16 protein-coding genes, 1 tRNA gene and 2 pseudogenes are annotated in these 20,816 nt (G+C 69.4%); 12 read left to right on the top strand and 7 right to left on the bottom strand.

From position 1 onward, the window contains the following. Positions 1-147: 147 nt before the first annotated feature. A complete protein-coding gene (locus tag SM418_RS21900) occupies positions 148-1,065 on the bottom strand; it encodes an NADP-dependent oxidoreductase (protein ID WP_371943129.1) in 918 nt (305 codons plus the stop codon). Positions 1,066-1,628: 563 nt separating this feature from the next. Between SM418_RS21900 and msrB the strand changes: the two genes are divergently transcribed. The 4 genes from msrB (at position 1,629) to SM418_RS21880 (ending at position 4,296) form a co-directional block, all read left to right on the top strand. Continuing rightward, complete coding sequence (gene msrB / locus SM418_RS21895) at positions 1,629-2,096, top strand: peptide-methionine (R)-S-oxide reductase MsrB (RefSeq protein ID WP_371943131.1); 468 nt, start codon at positions 1,629-1,631, stop codon at positions 2,094-2,096. A 9-nt stretch (positions 2,097-2,105) separates the two neighbouring features. Beyond that, the gene (gene msrA, locus SM418_RS21890) at positions 2,106-2,612 is read left to right on the top strand and encodes a peptide-methionine (S)-S-oxide reductase MsrA (protein ID WP_371943132.1); all 507 of its coding nucleotides are present in this window, start codon (positions 2,106-2,108) and stop codon (positions 2,610-2,612) included. A gap of 375 nt (positions 2,613-2,987) precedes the next feature. After that, a complete protein-coding gene (locus tag SM418_RS21885) occupies positions 2,988-3,323 on the top strand; it encodes a hypothetical protein (protein WP_371943133.1) in 336 nt (111 codons plus the stop codon). A 409-nt stretch (positions 3,324-3,732) separates the two neighbouring features. After that, the gene (locus SM418_RS21880) at positions 3,733-4,296 is read left to right on the top strand and encodes a dihydrofolate reductase family protein (RefSeq protein ID WP_371943134.1); all 564 of its coding nucleotides are present in this window, start codon (positions 3,733-3,735) and stop codon (positions 4,294-4,296) included. Positions 4,297-4,589: 293 nt separating this feature from the next. Here SM418_RS21880 and SM418_RS21875 read toward each other — a convergent pair whose 3' ends face one another. Further along, entirely contained in the window at positions 4,590-5,597 is a 1,008-nt protein-coding gene (locus SM418_RS21875) for an RNA polymerase subunit sigma-70 (RefSeq protein ID WP_371943135.1), read from the bottom strand. 801 nt (positions 5,598-6,398) lie between these two features. On the opposite strand from SM418_RS21875, the pseudogene SM418_RS38030 reads away from it, so the two are divergent. Continuing rightward, a pseudogene (locus SM418_RS38030) lies at positions 6,399-6,912 on the top strand (tyrosine-type recombinase/integrase); the annotation flags it as partial. 73 nt (positions 6,913-6,985) lie between these two features. Here SM418_RS38030 and SM418_RS21860 read toward each other — a convergent pair. Further along, positions 6,986-7,056: transfer RNA gene (locus SM418_RS21860), tRNA-Gly, on the bottom strand. A 79-nt stretch (positions 7,057-7,135) separates the two neighbouring features. Between SM418_RS21860 and dcd the strand changes: the two genes are divergently transcribed. From dcd to SM418_RS21840, 4 genes and pseudogenes are all read left to right on the top strand, one after another. Then, positions 7,136-7,711, top strand: a complete 576-nt coding sequence (gene dcd / locus SM418_RS21855) for a dCTP deaminase (protein WP_371943139.1) — start codon at positions 7,136-7,138, stop codon at positions 7,709-7,711. Between the two features lie 173 nt (positions 7,712-7,884). After that, the gene (locus tag SM418_RS21850; protein ID WP_371943140.1) at positions 7,885-9,135 is read left to right on the top strand and encodes a quaternary amine ABC transporter ATP-binding protein; all 1,251 of its coding nucleotides are present in this window, start codon (positions 7,885-7,887) and stop codon (positions 9,133-9,135) included. Between the two features lie 133 nt (positions 9,136-9,268). Then, positions 9,269-9,976, top strand: a pseudogene (locus SM418_RS21845) (ABC transporter permease); the annotation flags it as partial. A 165-nt stretch (positions 9,977-10,141) separates the two neighbouring features. Next, positions 10,142-11,029, top strand: a complete 888-nt coding sequence (locus tag SM418_RS21840; RefSeq protein ID WP_371943142.1) for a glycine betaine ABC transporter substrate-binding protein — start codon at positions 10,142-10,144, stop codon at positions 11,027-11,029. Between the two features lie 79 nt (positions 11,030-11,108). Here SM418_RS21840 and SM418_RS21835 read toward each other — a convergent pair whose 3' ends face one another. Beyond that, positions 11,109-11,870, bottom strand: coding sequence for a ZIP family metal transporter (locus tag SM418_RS21835; protein ID WP_371943144.1), 762 nt, complete (start codon positions 11,868-11,870; stop codon positions 11,109-11,111). A 144-nt stretch (positions 11,871-12,014) separates the two neighbouring features. Then, positions 12,015-12,776: a hypothetical protein gene (locus SM418_RS21830; protein ID WP_371943145.1), complete on the bottom strand. Its 762-nt coding sequence runs from the start codon at positions 12,774-12,776 to the stop codon at positions 12,015-12,017. A 154-nt stretch (positions 12,777-12,930) separates the two neighbouring features. On the opposite strand from SM418_RS21830, the gene SM418_RS21825 reads away from it, so the two are divergent. Next, positions 12,931-14,733 carry a BTAD domain-containing putative transcriptional regulator gene (locus SM418_RS21825; RefSeq protein WP_371943147.1) on the top strand — a complete coding sequence of 601 codons (1,803 nt, stop codon included), beginning with the start codon at positions 12,931-12,933 and terminating at the stop codon, positions 14,731-14,733. A gap of 115 nt (positions 14,734-14,848) precedes the next feature. On the opposite strand, the gene SM418_RS21820 is transcribed toward SM418_RS21825, so the two are convergent. Then, positions 14,849-16,996: a (Fe-S)-binding protein gene (locus tag SM418_RS21820; protein WP_371943149.1), complete on the bottom strand. Its 2,148-nt coding sequence runs from the start codon at positions 16,994-16,996 to the stop codon at positions 14,849-14,851. Positions 16,997-17,290: 294 nt separating this feature from the next. Between SM418_RS21820 and SM418_RS21815 the strand changes: the two genes are divergently transcribed. After that, on the top strand, positions 17,291-17,890 hold the full coding sequence (locus SM418_RS21815) for a TIGR03086 family metal-binding protein (protein ID WP_371943150.1): 600 nt from the start codon (positions 17,291-17,293) through the stop codon (positions 17,888-17,890). 31 nt (positions 17,891-17,921) lie between these two features. Here SM418_RS21815 and SM418_RS21810 read toward each other — a convergent pair whose 3' ends face one another. Beyond that, positions 17,922-19,130 carry an acetyl-CoA C-acetyltransferase gene (locus SM418_RS21810; RefSeq protein WP_371943152.1) on the bottom strand — a complete coding sequence of 403 codons (1,209 nt, stop codon included), beginning with the start codon at positions 19,128-19,130 and terminating at the stop codon, positions 17,922-17,924. Positions 19,131-19,223: 93 nt separating this feature from the next. Between SM418_RS21810 and SM418_RS21805 the strand changes: the two genes are divergently transcribed. Then, the gene (locus tag SM418_RS21805; protein ID WP_371943154.1) at positions 19,224-20,789 is read left to right on the top strand and encodes a 3-hydroxyacyl-CoA dehydrogenase; all 1,566 of its coding nucleotides are present in this window, start codon (positions 19,224-19,226) and stop codon (positions 20,787-20,789) included. Positions 20,790-20,816: the final 27 nt, after the last annotated feature.

The raw sequence follows: 20,816 nt of genomic DNA, 5'->3' as shown, positions 1-20,816 counted from the left end.
GCCCATGACATCAACGATGGCGCCCGGTCGTCCGGCTCGCCCCGCCCGGGTGGTGGACCGGCCCGGCGATGTCGTCGGGTACGGGCCGGCCACGCGGCTGAAACTGCCCCATGAGGAGGGCAGGACCGCTCGCCGCCTCCGGAGTCCTCAGGGGCGAACGCGGATGATCGTCTTCCCCTTGCGTCGTCCCGTCGGGTTCAGGGCTTCGACGGCGCCGTCGAGGGATGCGATGTCGCCGATGTTCGTGCGCAGGCGCCCGTCACGGATCCGCTGGACGATCTCCGCCAGTTGGGCGCGGTCGGACTCGACGACGAAGTCGATCGCCAGGCCGTCGGCCGGGCGGACCTCGGGCGGCTCGACGACGGTCACCAGTGTTCCGCCCGCGCGGACCATGGCCGCCGACCGGCGCTGGACGTCGCCGCCGATGGCGTCGAACACCAGGTCGACCTCGCCGACGTCTTCGAGGGTGTCGTTGTCGAGGTCGACGAACTCCTGCGCGCCGAAGTCGAGCACCTTCTGGCGGTCGGCGGCGCGGCCGGTGCCGATGACGTAGCCGCCGGCCTCCCGCGCGAGCTGCGTCACCATCGTCCCGACCGCGCCGGCCGCGCCGTGCGCCAGCACGCTCTGCCCTGCTCGGAGGCGGCCGTGGTCGAACAGTCCCTGCCAGGCGGTCAGACCCGAGATCGGCAGGCTCGCGCCCACCGTGAAGTCGACGTCGCCCGGCAGAGGCGCGAGGTTGCGCGCCTCGACGGCCGTGTACTCGGCCAGGGTGCCGTCGCGATGCCAGTCGGTGAGGCCGAACACCCGCTGCCCCACCGAGAGGCCCGTCGAGCCGTAGCCGAGGGCGGTGACCACTCCGGCAAGCTCGTGACCGGGGATCGACGGTGTGCGGTCGCGGCCGCTGCGATCGGCCCAGGTCGCGGGCCACTCCAACTCTGTCGGTACGAAGCCCGACGCATGAACCCGGACGATGACGTCGTTCGTCGCCGCCGACGGCTCGGGCCGCTCCGCGAGCTTCATCCCGGACATTCCCGCAGCCTCGTCCGTCACCACGATCGCCTTCATCAGACGCACCCCTTCGACCTAGTCCTTGCCTGCACGACATCCCGGTTCGCCAGCATCGGTCTCCTCGCGGGCGCGGGGGGCGGACGTCCGCAGCCCCCGCCTGCGGGGTCTGGTTCAGCTTGGACGGTTGGCGCCAACGGACGAACCAGCCGAACGCCCCGAACCTAGCCGCGGCAGAACTGGTCGGTCAAGTCCAGTTCGGATGCCCAAACCCAAGCTTGATACGAACAATCCCCGGCCTTGTGGCACGAAAGCACCCGAGGAGTGCGCCATGCCCCTGCAACACCTTCACGATGAACACGGCACCCACTTCCCGGCTGGAACTGCATGTTTGCTGTCACCTCTCGACGAATCCCGGCCATGTCCGGGCGACGGGGCCGATCCGAGCGGCGTCGGTGACTCCGGCGCACCTCCGTTCGACTTCAGCGCGCATCGAACTTGGTTTGGACTATCTAGTCCAGTTACGTGGAATACATCCAGGCCGCGAAGTGTCTATACGTGTGCGCCCAGGTGCACTTCACCTGGTTCCCCAGCTCAGGCCGCAAGGCCGGGAAGGGAGAGCTGTGCCCCGACAGACCCAGTACCACAAGAACCCTGAAGCCCTCTCGCGGCTCGAGCCGGAGCAGTACCGCGTGACTCAGCGGGATGGCACCGAGCGCCCGTTCGCCAACGCCTACTGGGACAACCACGAGCCCGGTATCTACGTCGACGTCGTGTCCGGCGAACCGCTGTTCGGCTCCGCCGACAAGTTCGACAGCAACACCGGCTGGCCAAGCTTCACCAAGCCGATCGCCGGGGCGAACGTCGTCGAGCGCGAGGACGTCGGCCACGGCATGATCCGGACGGAGGCCCGCTCGCTGCACGGCGACAGCCACCTCGGCCATGTATTCCCCGACGGCCCCGCCGACAAGGGCGGACTACGCTACTGCATCAACTCCGCGTCGCTGCGGTTCATCCACCTCGACGACTTGGAGGAGGCAGGGTACGGCGAGTACCGCACCCTGTTCACCACCGGTACCGACGACACGTAAGGAGACGACGTGACCACCGAGAAGGCGATCCTCGCCGGCGGCTGCTTCTGGGGCATGCAGGAGCTGTTCCGCCACCTGCCCGGCGTCGTGTCCACGCGCGTCGGGTACAGCGGCGGCGACGTCCCGAACGCCACCTACCGCAACCACGGCACCCACGCCGAGTCCATCGAGGTCGTCTACGACCCCGACAAGACCGACTTCCGTGCGTTGCTGGAGTTCTTCTTCCAGATCCACGACCCCTCGACCAAGAACCGCCAGGGCAACGACATCGGCGCCAGTTACCGCTCGGCGATCTTCTACACCAGCGACGTGCAGAAGCGCGTCGCCGAGGAGACGATCGCCGACGTCGACGCCTCGGGTCTGTGGCCCGGCAAGGTCGTCACCGAGGTCGCCCCGGCGGGCGACTTCTGGGAGGCCGAGCCCGAGCACCAGGATTACCTGCAGAGCTACCCCGACGGCTACACCTGCCACTTCCCCCGCCCCGGGTGGAAGCTTCCCAAGCGAGCGACGGCCTGACATCGCCCACCCGCGGACCCTGGGTCCGCGGGTTCGGCGGCGTCCCGCAGTCGCCCGGACCGCTGCCTCCCACAGACGTGAGGCGAGTGACTCCACTTCTAGAAGTGTCCCTGTGAACCTTGCCGCCTGCACTCGGCGCAGCGTTTCCCCTGGCTGTCGTCGATGCCCACCCAGTTCGGCACGCAGGACCTGCATCACCTTCGCCGGACGTACCGACGGATCCGCGATCCTGAGATGTGCCTGGCCATGTTGAGCCATCAGGCGTACCCGTAGGTCCGCTGGAATGTCCTCTCGCCCGCAGACGGCGAAAGCATGCCCACACGCCGAGTAGTTGCCCGGCACCGTCCGGCTGCCGGCCGGGCGCTAGACCGTCCGGTGTTTCTCACCGACCACAAGGCGTGCCCCTCGGTGGCGCTGGTCGACGTCGACCCCCGCACCAGCCGTGCCCGGCTGTCGTACCGGCGGGCAGCGGAGTTGTTCGAACAGCACACCACCGACCTACCGGGCAGGCCGTACAAGCTGCACCATCTGCGCCACTCCGGCCTGACGCACACCGCCGAAGACGGCGCCTCCATGCCGATGATGCTGGCGCTGACCGGGCACACCTCGGTGCGATCACTGGCCAAGTGCGTTCGAGTATCGGCCGAGGCGCTCGGCCGGTGGCAGGCCGAACGCGACCCCGCCAGGCGCAGAGTTGGAGCTCGGCGATGACCGAGTCGCACTACGCGGTGGTCCAGTAGCGGCCCCACACAAGGTACTGGACCCCACTGGCCCCTCAGTAGCCGGCGCTGAAAGCCAACGCTTAGCTGCGTCGGCGCTGGTAGAGGTAGGTGCTCGCGGATCTTGCGGCGCACGTGCCGGCCGCTGGTCGCCGAGCGAGATGCGCAACGTCGGGACTGCTTGGCGATCTCCAGCGCGGTGAGAGCCCGGCGCTGTAGCTATGTGACCAGGCGTTTGCGGGGGTGAGATCGAGATCCGGTCGGTGGTGCTCGAGCCCGCCGAGTACGCCGTGCGGAGTCGGGAACGCGAGGACTACCTGCGAACGCAGATCGCGCACCGATTAGGTTTCCGCGCCGCGCCCGTCTGTACGTGCGAAATCGACTCACAGGAGGCTGGCACGATGCGGAAACTGACCTTCGCCATGAACGTGACCCTGGACGGCTATATCGCCGCGCCTGGCGACGACCTTGGTTGGAGCGTGCCGAGCGACGAGTCCTTCCAGTGGTGGTCCGACCGGGTGGACGCGACGAGCCTGGCGCTGTACGGGCGCAAATTGTGGGAGACGATGAGTTCCCACTGGCCGACCGCCGACCAGCAGCCTGGCGCCACACCGGCGCAGATCGAGTTCGCCCGCCGCTGGCGGGACATGCCGAAGGTGGTGTTCTCCTCCACGATCAGCACGGTCGACTGGAACGCCCGCCTGGTCACCGGCGACGCGGTCACCGAGATCACCCGGCTCAAGGCCGAGGACGGCGGCCCCATGGACATCAGCAGCGGCACACTCGCCGCGGCGGCCATGCGGGCCGGGCTGATCGACGAGTACGCGCTCGTCACCCACCCGGTCCTGGTGGGCGGCGGCACGCCGTTCTTCACAGCCCTGGACAACTGGGTGAAACTGAACCTGGTCGAGACACGGACATTTCCCGGCGGCGTGGTGCTGACCCGATACGAGACGAGGCGATGAGCACGAGCCGAATGCTCGGCTCGTAAGGCCAGGTCGAAACCTTTCCTGGCGTGCTCACCGTGACCCTCGGCTATGAGGGAACCCTTTCCCGGGTCCTTCCTCGCGTTCCAAGTGAGCTGTTGACCGACTCGCTGAAGATGAGGACGACGGCCTCGTTGATCTGACGGTGTTCTTCGGGCACCTGGTGTTCGCGTTGCCGCGTTGGTGTTCAGTTGGTCGGGGTGCTCATTCCGCGGTGACTTCGGCGACGCCTGCCCGTGCGCTGGACTCGTCCACGATGGGGACTTGTCTGATCACAGCGCCGCGGGCAGGCCCAGCCATGGTTTGTCGGTGGCGTCGAATCCGGTGAGCTCGGCGATCTTCCCGTCGACGATGTGCAGGATCGCGATGTTGAACAAACGGTATTCCGGGTTGTCGGGGGTGCGGAGGTACAGCACGGCGGCAGGCATGCGGTTGACCGTCGTGGCGATGCAGCGCCAGTCGTCGTGGCCACGCTGGAACAGCCCACCGGAGACCCAGCCGTCCACTGCGTCCCTGGCCGTGACGATCAAGGTGCCCGGGTCGGGCAGCATCGCGAAGCGCAGGTCGTCGCGCAGCAGGGCCATCAGCCCGTCGAGGTCGTTGCGCTCATGGGCGTCCATATACGACCTCACCACGCCGCGCTCGTCATCCGACAGCTCGTGCGTGGCGGGGCTCCGCCAGTCGAGGCGGCGGGCGGGCAACTGCTCGCGCATCGTCACGCGCGCCCGCTGCAGTGCGCTGGTCACCGATGCGACGGTCAGCTCGAGGGCGTCGGCGGCCTTCGAGGCCGGCCAGCCGAGGACGTCGCGCAGGATGAACACGGCCCGCTGCCGCGGCGGCAGGTGCTGGACGGCGACGATGAACGCCAGCTCGATCGTCTCCCGCGCCACGACCGATTCCTGCGGGTCCTCCGGGAGCATCCGGTCCGGGTAGGGCTGCAGGTAGCGCACTTCCGAGCCCGCGTCCGGCAGCTCGGCAGGCACGGGTGTGCGGTCGTTGCGCTTCTCCAGGAAGTCGAGGCAGGCGTTCGTCGCGATCCGGTACAGCCAGGTCCGCAGCGCAGCGTGCCCCTTGAACGACTCCCGCTTGTTCCACACCCGCAGGAACGTCTCCTGCGTCATGTCCTGGGCGTCCTCGTAGTTCGCGAGCATCCGGTAGCAGTGCACCCGCAGCTCACGCCGGTAGCGCTCCGTGATGAGCGCGAACTGTGCTGCGTCGTTTGAGCGGGCCGCCGCGATGAACGCGGCCTCGTCGTCGCCTAGCAGTCTGGCGTCGGTCATGGTCGTCAATCCTTCCGCAGGTGGCGAGGGGCTACCAGAACTGACGACGTGGCGGAGGATTTCTGAGCGGTGAAGCCGCTGACACCGGGCTGAGGTGCCCCGGATGGGGCGGGCCGATCCAGGGGACGTGTTCGGGTCGGGCACACCCTCGATGTCGACGTGGGGGTCCCTCATAGTACTGGGGAAAGATCTTGCGGATATGGCTGGTCCGGTTGATCGCCCAGTGCAGCGGCCGATCCCCGGTCGGCCAGCGGCATGCCTCCGTCGTCCCGCGCTCCGCGCTGCCGGGCCAGGGCCAGGGGGTGAAGGTGGAGCGCCCCACTGGACGAACGACCTTCGCCCCTGGCCCGGGTCTGGTAGATCTCCGATCGGGACGACGGCAGACGGGAAGCTCAGGCTTCCTACCCCAACCTTCGGCGACCGTCACGGACACGCCCTGTGCTTCCCGGAGTCGGAGTGCCTCCGCCGGAGGCGTGTTTGAAGCTCTTGCGGGATGTAGGCTCGCGCTGTCCCGACAACAGGCGCTCCGGGGTGCCCGAGGTCCTTGTGGCCGAACCGGTGGGAGTAAGAGGCGGCTCACGGGGTGGCCGTACGCGTGACGTGCGATCGACGTTCCTGGGTAGTCCCCACCGGACCCGGCCTGTAGGCGGCGGCGCGGCCCCCGTGACCGCCGGCGCGTGGCGGACTGGGCGGCAGTGGCAGGATGCGCGGCCCGGCGCGGCCGTCCGGTGACCGGCGCCCACGCCGCACGCTCCGGGCGTCCTGGCGCGGGGCCGCGCAGCGGCCTGAGCGCCGCCGCCCCTTGATCTCGACGCCGGGACGGTCCGGTGGAGGAAACCGTCTATGAGCTGGGGCCGCTGGTCAAGGGAACGCCAAGTCGAAAGAAAGCCAGCCGGCGCAAGGTCGTCTTTCCCGACCTGATCCTCCCTGACCTGCGCAAGCCCTGGACGAGTACGCCCAGCCCTGCCCCACGGGCTTCGTGTTCGTCGGCGTCCGGGGCGGGCAGCTTCGGCGGGGCAACTTCTCCAAGGTCTGGGCGCGGGCGCTGGAGAAGGCAGAGTTGGAGGTCGGTGCGATCCACGTCCATGACCTTCGGCACACGGGCAACACCTAAGCGGCCGAGTCGGGGGCGTCGCTGGCTGAGCTGATGAGCCGGATGGGGCACTCCTCCACGCGGGCCGCGCAGGTCTACCTGCACGCGCGACGGGAGCGTGACCGGGAGATCGCCTCGTCGCTCGGCAAGATGGCCGCGCGAGAACTCAAGAAGAGCAAGAAGGGCCAGAAGCGGAGCAAGCCCAAGGGATCGGGCACGTAGCGGGCACGGTGGCTGATGAACAGAAGAGGCCCAGAGTCAGCGATGAGTCACTGGCCTGGGCCTTCACCTTGGGAGCGGGTGACGGGAATCGAACCCGCGCTGTCAGCTTGGGAAGCTGAAGTTCTACCATTGAACTACACCCGCGTGGGGCCTTGCGGCGCTCCATGCTGTGCATACTGTACCGGATCGTCGGTGGGGGTGTGGGGTGGGATAGCGTTTCGGGGTGCTGCTCTCCGATCGTGACATCAGGGCCGAACTCGAGTCTGGGCGGGTGAAGATCGACCCGTACGAGTCCGGCATGGTTCAGCCGTCCAGTGTGGACGTGAGGCTGGACCGGTACTTCCGGGTGTTCGAGAACCACAAGTATCCGCACATCGATCCGGCCGTTGAGCAGGCGGATCTGACGCGGCTGGTGGAGGTCGAGGCCGAGGAGGCGTTCGTCCTGCATCCTGGGGAGTTCGTGCTCGCGTCCACGTATGAGGTGTTCGGGTTGCCCGAGGACCTCGCGGCGCGGTTGGAGGGGAAGTCCAGCCTGGGGCGGCTGGGGCTGCTCACGCACTCGACGGCGGGGTGGATCGATCCCGGGTTCAGCGGTCATGTCACGTTGGAGCTGTCGAATGTGGCGACGCTGCCGATCAAGTTGTGGCCAGGGATGAAGATCGGGCAGATGTGCCTGTTCCGGACGAGTTCGCCGGCGGAGTACCCGTACGGGTCGGCGAAGTACGGGTCGCGGTACCAGGACCAGCGGGGGCCGACGCCGTCGCGGTCGTACCTGAACTTCCACCGGACGAAAGTGTAGCCCGTTCGCAACCTGAACGTTATACAAAACCCCGAAAGATGAAACATCTTCTCCGGACGGGTAGTTTCGGGTGACGCACAACGTTGACGTCCGGTTTACCTTCTCTTTGCGTGAGACGTCGGCGCTCAGGGCGACCGTTTCCGCGCATCGACGCGGGGACCCGGAAGGAGAACGTGTCAGTACTCCGCGCGGAAGGCGTCACCAAGCTCTTCGGTCGTAAGGCGGCAGAGGCACAGCGGAAGCTCGACGCGGGCGCCGATCTGAAGGCGGTCCGCGACCTCGGGGTCACACCGGCCGTGGTGGACGCCTCGTTCGAGGTCCGGCAGGGCGAGATCTTCGTGGTCATGGGGCTGTCGGGGTCGGGGAAGTCGACCCTGATCCGGACGTTGAACGGGCTGCTGGGGGTGACCTCCGGGAGCGTCGAGATCGACGGTCACGACATCGCGAAGATGTCGCCGAAGGCGCTCCGGGCACTCCGGCAGCACAAGATCAGTATGGTCTTCCAGCACTTCGCGCTGTTCCCGCACAGGACGGTGCTGGCCAACGCGGCGTACGGGCTCGAGGTCCGTGGCGTCGCGAAGGCGGAACGGGAGAAGAAGGCCCGGGAGTTCCTGGCGCTGGTGGGGCTCGAAGGCTGGGAGGACAAGGTTCCCGGCCAGTTGTCGGGCGGTATGCAGCAGCGCGTCGGGCTCGCCCGCGCGCTCGCGTCGGGCACCGACATCATCTTGATGGACGAGGCGTTCAGCGCCCTGGACCCGCTCATCCGGCGGGAGGTCCAGGATCTGCTGCTGGACCTGCAAGGGCGCTTCGGGAAGACCATCGTCTTCATCACGCACGACCTCAACGAGGCCATGCGCATCGGCGACCGGATCGCGGTGATGCGGGAGGGCCGGATCGTGCAGATCGGCACGGCCGAGGAGATCCTGACCGATCCGGCGAACGACTACGTGGCCCAGTTCGTCGCGGACGTGGACCGTACCAGGGTGCTGACGGCGTCGTCCGTCATGGAGAAGCCGCTGGTCACGGTGCTGGCGTCGACGGGCCCGCGGACGGCGCTCAGGACGATGCGCGAGCACCAGACGTCGGCGGCGTTCGTGATCGGACGTGACCGCAAGCTGATCGGGCGGGTGCGCGGCCCGGTGGTCGCCGAAGCGGTGCAGGAGAACGTCCAGACGCTGGAGGGCCTCATCGACCCGGACGATCTGGAGCCCGTGGCGCCGGACACCCCCGTCGCGGACCTGTTCGCCCGGTGCGCCGAGAGCGCCCTGCCGGTACCGGTCGCGGACGAGGACGGGACGCTCGTCGGGGTGATCCCGAGGGTGACGCTGCTGGCCGCGCTCGGTGCGATCAACTCGCAGGTGGACGAGGTCGTCGACGACGAACCGGAACTCGCGCTGGCGAAGGAGGGCGGCGACGGTGATTGACGCGATCGAGCTGCCCCGGGCGCCTGTCGGCGAGTGGTTCGACAACCTGGTGAGCTGGTGCACCGACCACCTGTCGTGGCTGTTCGACGGGATCGGGACGGCGATCGAGGCGTCGGTCGACGGGCTGACGGACGTCCTGACGCTCGCGCCGCCGCTGGTGCTGACCCTGGTGCTCGCCGTCATCGCGCTGGCGATCAGCGGCTGGAAGCTGGGCGTGTTCACGATCCTCGGCTTCGCGCTGATCGACAGCATGGAGTTGTGGGACGACTCGATGGACTCCCTCGCCCTGGTGCTCGTTTCGGCGCTGGTGTCCACGGTCCTGTCGATACCGATCGGCATCGCGGCGGCGCGCAGCGACGTGGTGAGCCGGATCGTCCGGCCCGTCCTCGACTTCATGCAGACGATGCCGGCGTTCGTCTACCTGATCCCGGCGATCTTCTTCTTCAGCATCGGCTCCGTGCCCGGAGTGGTCGCGACGGTCATCTTCGCGATGCCGCCGGGGGTGCGGCTGACCGAACTCGGCATCCGCGGCGTCGACCCGGAGATGGTGGAGGCGGGCGAGGCGTTCGGCACGCCGCCGAACCGGATCCTGACCCGGATCCAGATCCCGCTCGCGATGCCGTCCATCATGGCGGGCGTCAACCAGCTGATCATGCTGTCGCTGTCGATGGTCGTCATCGCCGGCATGGTCGGCGCGGGCGGCCTCGGCGGCGTGGTGCTGGAGGGCATCAACCGGGTGGACGTGGCGAAGGGCTTCGAGGGCGGCATCGCCGTCGTCATCCTGGCCATCTACCTGGACCGCATCACCGGCGCCCTTGGCGAGGGCACGAGCATGTTCCGCGCACTGTTCGCGCGCGGTAAGGCCACCCGCGGAGCGGCCCCCCGCGACGTGGCCGCGCCCTCGGCCGACCTCGTCGGCTGAATCCACGGCAGAGCCCGCCCGCCGGAGCCGGCGGAGAGTTCCGCTCCCCTACCTCCACTGATGCAAGCCAACGAAGGGATGGGCATGCGTTTCAAGTTCAAGGGTCTGACGGTCGCGGCGTTGACGCTGACGCTCGGCCTGAGCGCCGCCGCGTGCGGCGACTCTGACTCGGGCGGGGGTGAGAACGACAAGAACATCACCATCGGCATGGTCTCCGGCTGGGCCGAGGGCGAGGCGGCGACGGCGCTCTGGAAGCGGCTGCTGACCGACAAGGGCTACAAGGTCGAGGTCAAGACACTCGACACCGGCCCGCTCTACGCCGGCATGTCGAAGGGGGACGTCGACCTCTTCCTGGACTCCTGGCTGCCGGGCACCCACGAGGACTACTGGAAGCAGTACGGCGACAAGCTGGAGAAGGTCGGTACCTGGTACGACTCGGCGCCGCTGACGATCGCGGTGCCGGAGTACTCGCCGCTGCAGTCGCTCGACGACCTCAAGGGCAAGGGCGGCGCCTACGACGGCAAGATCGTCGGCATCGAGAAGAGCTCCGGCCTGTACCGGGTGTCGCAGGAGAAGATGCTCCCCGCGTACGGCCTCCAGGACGAGTACAAGGTGACGACGTCCTCGACGGCCGCGATGCTGACCGAGCTGAAGAAGGCCGTCGACGCCAAGAAGGACATCGTCGTCACGCTGTGGCGTCCCCATTGGGCGTACTCGAAGCTCCCCATCCGCGACCTGAAGGACCCGAAGGGCGCCATGGGCAAGCCGGACGGCGTCTACACGGTCGCTCGTGAGGGCTTCGGCAAGGACCAGCCCGAGGTCGCCGGCTGGCTGAAGAAGTTCAGGATGGACGACAAGCAGCTGGGGGACCTTGAGGACCTCATGGAGAACAAGTACAAGGGCAAGCCCGACCAGGCCGTGGACGAGTGGTTGAAGGCCAACCAGAGCTACGCCACGTCCACGACGGGCTGATCGTCCGGGAACGTTCCGAGCAGCAGAGGAAGGGCCGTCCGGCGATGCCGGGCGGCCCTTCGCCGCGGGAAGAGCGAGGTCAGCGTGCGAGGCTCACGCTGAACAGGATGGCGACAAGGCCGACACCGGTCGCGCAGAGCGTCATGACGCGTGGGTGGACGCTGTGCGCCTCGGGCAGGATCTCGGCGGCGGCCAGGTACAGCAGGACGCCGGCGAACGTCCCGAGGTAGGGCCCGAGAACGGCCTCCGGGACGGTCGCCAGCGTGCCGAGCGCGGCCCCTGCGACGGGGGCGACGGCGTCCGCGAACAGGAGCAGGACGGCGGGACGGCGGTCGGCGCGGTTCAGCGAGGCGGCGGTGAAGGTGTTGAATCCGTCGGCGAAGTCGTGTGTGATCACGGCCAGCGCCACGAAGGCGCCGACGTCCGTCCCGGACTGGAAGCCGAGGCCGATGCTGAGGCCGTCCACCAGGCTGTGCAGGACGAGCGCGGACGCCGCGACCAGCCCGCCCGAGCCCTCGCCGGCGCCCGCACCGGCGGACGCGCCGTGCATGTGGACGTGCGGAGCGTACTCGTCCTCGTGGGCGCGGTGGATCGCGACGGCCTGCTCGACGACGTGCAGCAGGACGAACCCGGCAGCGAAGCCGATCATCGGTGCGGGCACGCCGAATGGGCGGTGCCGCGTCATGTCCAGCGACTCGGGGATCAGGTCGAACGCGACGACGCCGAGCATCAGCCCGCCAGCCAGCCCGAGGACGAGGTGCCGCCGGTCGCGCACCCGCATCGCCGCGAGTCCGCCGGCGAGCGTCATCGCGAACGCGAGGACGGACACGAGCACGGCCATCCCCGTGTCTTACCAGGGAGCCCCCGTTCGGAACCTCGGGGGCGGCGCTGCATCCGCCGTGGGGAGGCGCCGTCCGCCCGGCGGGCACCCGCGGCCCCGGGTGCCGCCGGGCGGACGGCCGATCAGTTGCCGGTCGATCGGCGGTCAGCCGAAGGCGTTCTCGTCGACCACGCTGCCGGCGGGCGGACGCTTAACGTCCACCGGCTCCCCGTACGCGAGATACTCGATGCGGTTCCCTGGACCGCCGTCCAGGAGCAGCACGTACGGCTCTCCCTTTGTCGCCACCTGGATCTTTTCGTTGGCCGCACCGGTGAGGCTCAAGGCGGGCGTTGTCCCGACCGTCCCGGTCTCGCCCTTCTTCCATGTGTCCACGGACTTCACGGCCTCGTTGAAGATGCCCGTGCGGTCGGTGAACACCGCGATGTCCTTGAAGTCGGCGGAGCGGGTGGTCGTCTTGAGGTGCTTGCCGGAGAACACCTGCACCGCGCCCTTACCGCCGATCGACTTCCAGAACGCGTCGTTGCCCTTGAGGTAGATGTCCTTGCCGATCCGGGTGATCTCGACCCGCTGGTTGCCCTGCTGGAACCATCCGGTCAACTTGGTCTTCCCCGAGTAGCGGAAGTCGAGCGCGTACTTTTCGCCGCCGTCCTCGACGTTCCCTCGCATGCGCAGCGACTTCGCCGCGGCCGTCGCCTTGCGCGCCCGGGACAGGATGTCGGCGGCCCGCAGTTTCTCCACCCCGTTGGACGCCGCGGCGGCGGGACTGGTCGCCGAGCCCTTGGCGGGCACGGACGTCTTCTTCGATGTCGTCTCAGCCTTCTCCGCCGGGCCGCAGGCCGTCCCGAAGGCGATAACAAGGACGAGCGCGGCCGATGCTCGGCCGGCCCGCAGTCGGTGATGAGGCACCCGAGGTCCCCTCTCTCTTGCTACATAGGACATCGCCCCCGATGTCCAGAATGAGCCTGTTATAGGCGGGTGCCGGATCACTGTCGTTATGCTGCGGTCACTGCGTCCACGCTGCCGAACGGCTGCCAGGATGCTCGGGGGACAGTGAGCGGAGGTGGTCGCGCTGCCAGACGAAAGGCCTTCACTGCGCTTCGAGATCCTGGGCCGGACGGCCGCGTGGCGGGACGGACGGGAGCTCGACCTGGGGCCGGGCAAGCAGCGCGCGGTCCTCGCCGTCCTGCTGCTGACGCCCAACCGGCCGGTGTCGACGACGTCGATCGTGCGGGCGGTGTGGGGGGACGAGCCTCCCGACAACGGCGCGAACGTCGTCCAGAAGTACGTGGCCGGACTGCGCCGCGCGCTGGAGCCCGACCGTTCGCCGCGCGCTCCGGGACGGCTGCTCACGCTGACCGGTGCCGGATACGCGCTGAACGTCCCGGACGGGGGTCTGGACGCCGAGGTCTTCCAGGACCGGGTGCGCGCTGCCCAGGCCGTGCTCGCGGGCGGCGACGGGGCGCACGCGGAGGCGATGCTGCGCGAGGCGCTCGCGATGTGGCGTGGCCAGGCGCTGGCGGGCCTGAACGGCTCGTTCTTCGACGCCGCGCGGGACCGTCTTGAGGAGACGCGCGCGGCCGGGCTGGAAGCGTGCGCCGAAGCGGGGCTGGAATCGGGGGAGCACGCGCGGCTCGTCCCCGAACTGCTCCGGCTGGTCGCCGAGTTCCCGCTCCGGGAAGGCTTCCGCTACCTGCTGATGCTGGCGCTCTACCGGTGCGGCCGGCAGGCGGAGGCCCTCGCGGCCTACCGGGACGCACGCGACTTCTTCGCCGACGAGTTCGGCGTCGAGCCCGGCGAGCGCCTGCAGAACCTGCACCTCGGCATCCTGCGCTCCGACCCGTCGCTGGCCGCGCCGACCGCATCCGAACCGCCCGAGCCGGTCGAAGCGGCGGTCGAGGCAGGCGAGGCAGGCGACGATCCGCACGTGCCCTCCCCCGGCTTCGTCCCGCCCGATCCGCCGCTCGTTCCCCGTCCGGCACCCGCGCCCTCGGCGGACGTGATCCCGTCCGTCCCGATGGCCGCCCCCGCTCCCCCGGCTTCCGGCCCCCTTTACGGCGCGCCCGCCGTGGGCGCCGTCGCGGGCCATCACTTCGCCGGAAAGCACGCGGCCTGGCCGACGCAGTTCCAGGCGGGGCCGGCCGGGCGACGGATGGCGGGGCCGCTGCGCGCCGGGCTGCTCGTCCTCCCGATGATCAGCTTCGGGGTGGTGACCTGGGCGCTGATCGCCTACTACGCGGGACGGCGGCGGAGCCGGCGGCTCGCCGTGTCCGCCGCCGGCTACCTCGTGCTCTGGATCGGCTTCTTCGTCGGCGCCACGAGCAGCGACCCGGAACAGAGCACCGTCTGGGACGGGCCGATCCTCACGGCGCTGCTGGTCACCATGTTCGGCGGCGCCGTCCACCTCGCGATCCTCACCGCCGACGCGCACCCGGCCGCCGCACACGGAGCCGCCGCACACGGAGCCGCCGCACACGGAGGCGGCGGCGTGCCCGCCCTCGACGTCCAGCTGATCGAGCGGCGGGCCCGCCGGGAGCAGGCCCGGTCGCTGGCGGCGCACCATCCGTCGATCGCCCGCCGGCTCGGCATCGGACGTCCCGATCTGCCCCGCACGTTCGACGACGGCGGACTGGTCGACGTCAACTCGGCGCCCGAGCATCTGCTCGCCTCGCTGCCGGGCGTGGACCCCTACCACGCGAAGCTGATCGTGCTTGCCCGGACGGCCCACGGCCCGCTCGTCTCCGTGGACGACCTCGCGACCCGGGAGATCCTGCCCTACCAGGCGCTGTACGCCGTGCGCGACATGCTGATCGCGGTGCCGCCGGCCACCGACGCCGAACCCGTGGAACCGGCGTCGGGCACCTGAAACCCCGGCCGGGACGACCCCGGACAGGCGAGGACCCCCGGACAGGCGAAGAGGGGCCCCGAGCCGTAAAGCTCGGGGCCCCTTCTGCCTGCTACGTCCGGGGACGTCCACCGCCCTATTCGGCGGCGACGGCCTCCTTCTCGGGCGCGCGGCCCTCGCCCTTGATGGAGCGGATCAGGAGCTGGGAGACGTCCACGACCTCCAGCGACTCCTTGGCCGCGCCCTCGTTCTTCTTCTCGTTGATGGCGTCGCCCAGCATCACCAGGCAGAACGGGCAGGCGGTGGAGACGGTGTCGGGGTTGGTCTCCAGCGCCTCGTCCACGCGCTCGGTGTTGATGCGCTTGCCGATGCGCTCTTCCATCCACATCCGCGCGCCGCCGGCGCCGCAGCAGAAGCCGCGGTCCTTGTGCCGGTGCATCTCCTGGGTCTTGACGCCGGGGACGGTCGCCATGATGTCGCGCGGCTGCTTGTAGACCTTGTTGTGCCGGCCGAGGAAGCAGGGGTCGTGGTAGGTGATGTTCTCCTCGATCGGCGTGACCGGGGTGAGCTTGCCGCTCTCCACGAGGTGCGCGAGCAGCTGGGTGTGGTGGACGACCTCGTAGTTCCCGCCGATCTGCGGGTACTCGTTGGCCAGGGTGTTGAAGCAGTGCGGGCAGGTCGCCACGATCTTCTTCACGCCCGCGTCGTTCAGCGTCTCGACGTTCTGCTGGCCGAGCATCTGGAACACGAACTCCATGCCCAGGCGGCGGGCCGGGTCACCGGTGCACGCCTCCATCGGGCCGAGGACGGCGAACTTGACGCCCGCGATGTGCAGCAGCTCGGCGACGGCCTTGGTGGTCTTCTTGGCCCGGTCCTCCAGGGCGCCGGCGCAGCCGACCCAGAACAGGTACTCGGTGTCCTCGGAGACCTTGTCGTCGACGACCTCGACCTCGAAGTCCAGCTCCTCGATCCATTCGAGGCGCTTCATCTCGGACATGCCCCACGGGTTGCCCTTGTTCTCCAGGTTCTTCAGCATGACGCCGGCCTCGGACGGGAAGCTCGACTCGATCATGACCTGGAAGCGGCGCATGTCCAGGATGTGGTCGATGTGCTCGATGTCGACCGGGCACTGCTCCACGCAGGCGCCGCAGTTGGTGCACGACCACAGCACGTCGGGGTGGATGACCCCGTCCTCGCCGACCAGCTCCTTGTCCACCTGCATGGCGAGCTTCTGCTCGTCGGTGAACTGGCCGCGCGCCTCCTCCGAGGCGAGCATGTACGGCGCCTTGGCCAGCGCGTGGTCGCGCAGCTCCAGCACCAGCATCTTCGGCGACAGCGGCTTGCCGGTGTTCCAGGCCGGGCACTGCGACTGGCAGCGACCGCACTCGGTGCAGGTCGCCATGTCGAGGAAGCCCTTCCAGGTGAAGTCCTCGATCTTGCCGCGGCCGAAGACGTCCTCGTCGGGGTCGGCCTCCTCGAAGTCCAGCGGCTTGCCGCCCGACATCATCGGCTGCGCGGCGCCGAGGCCGTCCGGACGGCGCTTGAACATCACGTTCAGCGGCGCCAGGAAGATGTGCAGGTGCTTGGAGTGGACGACGAACACCAGGAAGACCAGCGCGACGCCGATGTGCAGCAGCAGCCCGACCGACTCCAGCACCTCCAGGGTGCCGTCGCCGATCCCGTCGAACAGGTTGCCGGTCAGGTGCGAGAAGTAGGCCGCCCCGCCGTAGCCGAAGTTGTCGCGGGCGACCTCCACGCCCCGGAAGAAGAACATCGTCCAGATCACGTTGAAGATCATGAACAGTGTGATCCAGGCGCCCGACAGGTGCGAGCCCTTGAACCGCGACTTGCGCCCGATCCGCTTCGGCGAGTTCTTCACCCGGATGGAGGTGAACACGATCAGGCCCACGAAGCACGCCAGGGCGATGGTGTCCTGGACGAACCCGATCGGCCCCCACGTCTGCAGGCCCGGGATGTGCGCCTCGAGCCCGAACAGCAGCTGGACGCCCGCCTCCAGGTAGACGGTCGCCAGCAGGAAGAACGCCCACATGACGGCGAAGTGCGCCGCGCCCGCCAGGGTCCACTTCAGCAGTTTGCGCTGCCCCAGGACTTCGACGGCCTGGCCCTCGACGGCCTTCTTGGGGTCACGCTTGACCTGGAGCGTCCGCTCGGGGTCGGGTTGCCCGCTCTTGGCGATGCCGTACAGGAACAGCACCCGCCGGGCGGCGAGCGCCAGAGCGACCGCCGTTGCGGCGAGCCCAATGACCAACGTGATCCAGAACACTGTTCCGTCCTCCTGGGGTACGGGTGCTGGCAGTCAGCGTAGGGCTCGCGAAAGACTGCTCTTCACCCGGGGCCCGAATACTACTCGGCAGTAGCTTATGCGTCACACGCCCTGGTCAACACATTCCAAGCCCCCTTCGGGGTCGTGGAGCCATCGGCCGGAGGCCGTGCCGCCCGTCATACCTTAGAGATTCGCGGTGCCGATGAGTATCGGCGGGTTCCCGAGTCCATATCACAGGACGCCGCCCGTCCAGGGCGATCCCGTCCACCGGTATGCCGAACGGAGGCTCCTGCAATGAACCCGACGCCAGATCTGGAACCCGCAGCCCAGCGCATGGCCACCCTGCTCGCCAACATCCCCGACCATCTGCTCGCCAACCCGACGCCTTGCGCCGACACCGCCCTGGGCGCGCTGATCGACCACGTGAACGGGCTGACCCTCGCCTTCACGTGGGCCGCCGCGAAGAAATCCCCGGACGGCGGGTCGCAGCCGCCGTCCGCCGACGCGTCCCGCCTCCCGCCGGACTGGCGCACCCTCGTCCCCGAGCGGCTCGACGCGCTCACCGCCGCCTGGCGCTCCCCGGACGCGTGGTCCGGCATGACGGCGGCCGGCGGCATCGACCTGCCCGGCGAGCAGGCCGGGAGGGTCGCGATGAACGAGCTGGTCGTGCACGGCTGGGACATCGCCCGCGCCACCGGCCAGCCCTACGAGGTCGGCGCCGACGAGATCGAGTCGTGCCTCGCCTTCGTCAGCCCGACGGTCGAGCAGAGCGACGGTAAAGGCGTCCCCGGCCTCTTCGGCCCCGCCGTGTCGATCCCCGATGACGCCCCGGCCCTGGACCGCCTGATCGCCCTGACCGGCCGCGACCCCTCCTGGACCCAAGACCAACCCTGACCGGCTCACCGCGCGGCAGGGCCTGCGGCCGTCAGACGCGCTCGAAGATGGCGGCGAGGCCCTGACCGCCGCCTATGCACATCGTTTCGAGGCCATAGCGGGCTTCGCGGCGGTGCATCTCGCGGGCGAGGGTGGCGAGGATGCGGGCGCCGGTCGCGCCGACAGGGTGGCCTAGGGAGATACCGGAGCCGTGGACGTTGACGCGATCCCAGTCGGCGTCCTTGAGGCCCCACTCGCGGGTGACCGCGAGGACCTGCGCGGCGAAAGCCTCGTTCAGCTCGATGAGGTCGATGTCGGCGAGGGTGAGTCCAGCGGCGTCCAGGGCCTTGGCGGTGGCGGGGACCGGGCCGATGCCCATCGTCTTGGGCGGCACCCCGGCGCGGCCCCACGAGACGAGCCGGACGAGGGGGCGCAGGCCCAGTTCGGCGGCACGCTCTGGCGTCGTGACGACGCAGACGGCGGCGGCGTCGTTCTGGCCGCTGGCGTTGCCGGCGGTCACCGTGGCCTGGTCGTCCTTCCTGCCGAGGACGGGACGCAGCTTCGCCAGGCTCTCGACGGTGGTGTCCGGGCGGGGGTGCTCGTCGGTGTCGACGACCGTGTCCCCCTTCCGCGACTTCACGGTCACCGGGACGATCTCTTCCGCGAACACGCCCGACCGCTGCGCGGCGACGGCGCGCTGATGGGAGCGGACGGCCAGCTCGTCCTGCTCCTGCCGCCCGATGCCGTACTCGCGGCGCAGGTTCTCGGCGGTCTCCAGCATGCCGCCGGGCACCGGGTGGTTGACGCCGCCAGCGGTGACGCGGCCCTGCGCGAGCGCGTCGTGCAGTTCGAGGGACGGCCCGCTGACGCCCCAGCGGGCCCGCGTCGTGTAGAACGGCGCGCCGCTCATGCTCTCCGCGCCGCCCGCAATGATCACGTCGCTGACGCCGGTCTGGATCTGCATGGCCGCGTCCAGGACCGCCTGCAGCCCGGACCCGCAGCGCCGGTCGAGCTGCGTGCCGCCGACGGAGACGGGCAGCCCGGCGTCCAGCGCGGCGACGCGTCCGATCGCGGGGGCGTCGGACGTCGGGTAGCAGTGGCCGAGGACCACCTCGTCGATCGCGTCGCCGGGCAGGCCGGTGCGCTCGACCAGCGCGCGGATGGCGGTGGCGGCGAGCTCGACGGGCGGGACGGTCTTCAGCGTCCCGCCGAACCGGCCGATCGGGGTACGCAGCGGCTCGCAGATCACCGCGTCGCGCATGATGGGCTCCTCATGCTCTGGTATCGGGCACTTCGCAGGCTACGACCCCGGTTCGGGAGGGCGGCCCCGGGGCTCGCAGTGCCGGAGGGTTGAATGCACGGAGCGGACGACGGCGAGGAGGCGACGGTGGAGCAGTGGGCGCGGCAGGTGACGACGATCCGGGTGATCGGCACCGGGGCGATGGGGCGCGGGATCGCGCAACTCGCCGCGGCGGGCGGGCTGAGCGTCGAGCTGGCCGACATCCGGATGGAGGCCGTGGTCAGCGCGGCCGAGCACATCGGCGGCATGTTCGACAAGCTCGTGAGCAAGGGACGGATGACCGCCGAGGAGGCGGCGGCCGCCAAGGGACGGTTGCAGCCGGTCGGGGAGCCGCTCACCCCCTTCCAGAACTGCGACCTCGTGGTCGAGGCCGTCCGGGAGGACATGGACACGAAGCGGAAGCTGTTCGCGTCCCTGGAAAAGGTGTGCCCGAAGCACACGATCCTGGTGACCAACACCAGTTCGCTGCCTGTGACGGCCATCGCGGCCGCTCTGGAGGATCCGTCCAGGGTGGCGGGGCTGCACTTCTTCAATCCGGTGCCGCTGATGCGCCTTGTAGAGGTGATTCCGGGAGCGCGCACGGCGGAGTGGATCCCGGCCGCGCTCGCCGACCTCGTCCGGCGTCTCGGGCACGAACCGGTGCTCGCGCCGGACGCACCCGGGTTCCTCGTCAACCACGCTGGGCGCGGCCTCGGGACGGAGGCCCTGCAGATCCTGTCCGAAGGGGTCGCCGAGCCAGTCGACATTGACCGCATCGCGCGGGACGTCCTCGGCCTCAAGATGGGCCCCTGCGAGCTGCTCGACCTCACCGGGATGGACGTCTCGCACCCCGTCATGGAGTCCATCTGGACGGGGTTCTACGGGGAGCCGCGGTTCCGTCCGTCCAGGATCGGGCAGGCGCGCATGGATGCTGGTCTGCACGGACGCAAGACGGGCGAGGGCTTCTACAAGTACGTGGACGGTGCCAAGCAGGAGCCACCGGAGGTCACGGTCGCGGCGGTGGAGCCGCGCCCAGTGTGGGTGCACGGGGACGTCCGTGAAGGGCTTGGTGCGCTGCTTTCCACCTCGGGGGTGGAGGTCGAATCCGGGGACGAGCCGTCCGATCGGGCCGTCGTGCTCGTCGCGCCACTCGGGCAGAGCACGGTCGGCGCCGCCCAGGGGCTTCCGGTGGAGCGCACCTTGGGCGTTGATCCGCTCGGTGATTTCTTCACCCGCCTGACCGTGATGGTGCATCCGAACCTCGACAAGGATGCGGGCCGCGCCGGTCTCGCCGCCCTCGCGGCGACGGGACGTTCGGTGACCGTCGTCCGCGATGCGCCCGCCCCCGTGGCTCAGCGGCTCCTCGCCTCGATCGTGAACGTGGGCTGCGGCATCGCCGAGCAGCGGCTCGCCGGTCCGCAGGACATCGACACCGCCGTCCGGCTCGGTCTCGGCTACCCGCGCGGCCCGCTGGAGTGGGGCGACCACGAGGGCGCCGACCGCGTCCTGCGGATCCTGCGTGGGCTGCACGAGACCACCGGCGACCCCCGCTACCGCCCGAGTACCTGGCTGGCCGAACGCGCCGCGCTCGGTCTCCCCCTCACCGAGACCGGCACGGCCCCGTCCGACCTCCTCCGTTGAGTTGTGGCGTGTCGCCTCCGTACAGCC

Origin of the sequence: Actinomadura chokoriensis (genome assembly GCF_041463665.1) — a bacterium.
GTDB classification, from domain to species: Bacteria; Actinomycetota; Actinomycetes; order Streptosporangiales; family Streptosporangiaceae; genus Spirillospora; species Spirillospora chokoriensis_A.
This window is presented reverse-complemented; position numbering and strand designations above follow the sequence as displayed.

Bases quoted from the DNA above. Each gene is read 5' to 3' on its own strand.
- SM418_RS21840 (WP_371943142.1), top strand. From the start codon at position 10,142: ATGCGTTTCAAGTTCAAGGGTCTGACGGTCGCGGCGTTGACGCTGACG.
- SM418_RS21875 (WP_371943135.1), bottom strand. From the start codon at position 5,597: ATGACCGACGCCAGACTGCTAGGCGACGACGAGGCCGCGTTCATCGCG.
- SM418_RS21815 (WP_371943150.1), top strand. From the start codon at position 17,291: ATGAACCCGACGCCAGATCTGGAACCCGCAGCCCAGCGCATGGCCACC.
- SM418_RS21880 (WP_371943134.1), top strand. From the start codon at position 3,733: ATGCGGAAACTGACCTTCGCCATGAACGTGACCCTGGACGGCTATATC.
- SM418_RS21805 (WP_371943154.1), top strand. From the start codon at position 19,224: ATGCACGGAGCGGACGACGGCGAGGAGGCGACGGTGGAGCAGTGGGCG.
- SM418_RS21810 (WP_371943152.1), bottom strand. From the start codon at position 19,130: ATGCGCGACGCGGTGATCTGCGAGCCGCTGCGTACCCCGATCGGCCGG.
- SM418_RS21900 (WP_371943129.1), bottom strand. From the start codon at position 1,065: ATGAAGGCGATCGTGGTGACGGACGAGGCTGCGGGAATGTCCGGGATG.
- SM418_RS21835 (WP_371943144.1), bottom strand. From the start codon at position 11,870: ATGGCCGTGCTCGTGTCCGTCCTCGCGTTCGCGATGACGCTCGCCGGC.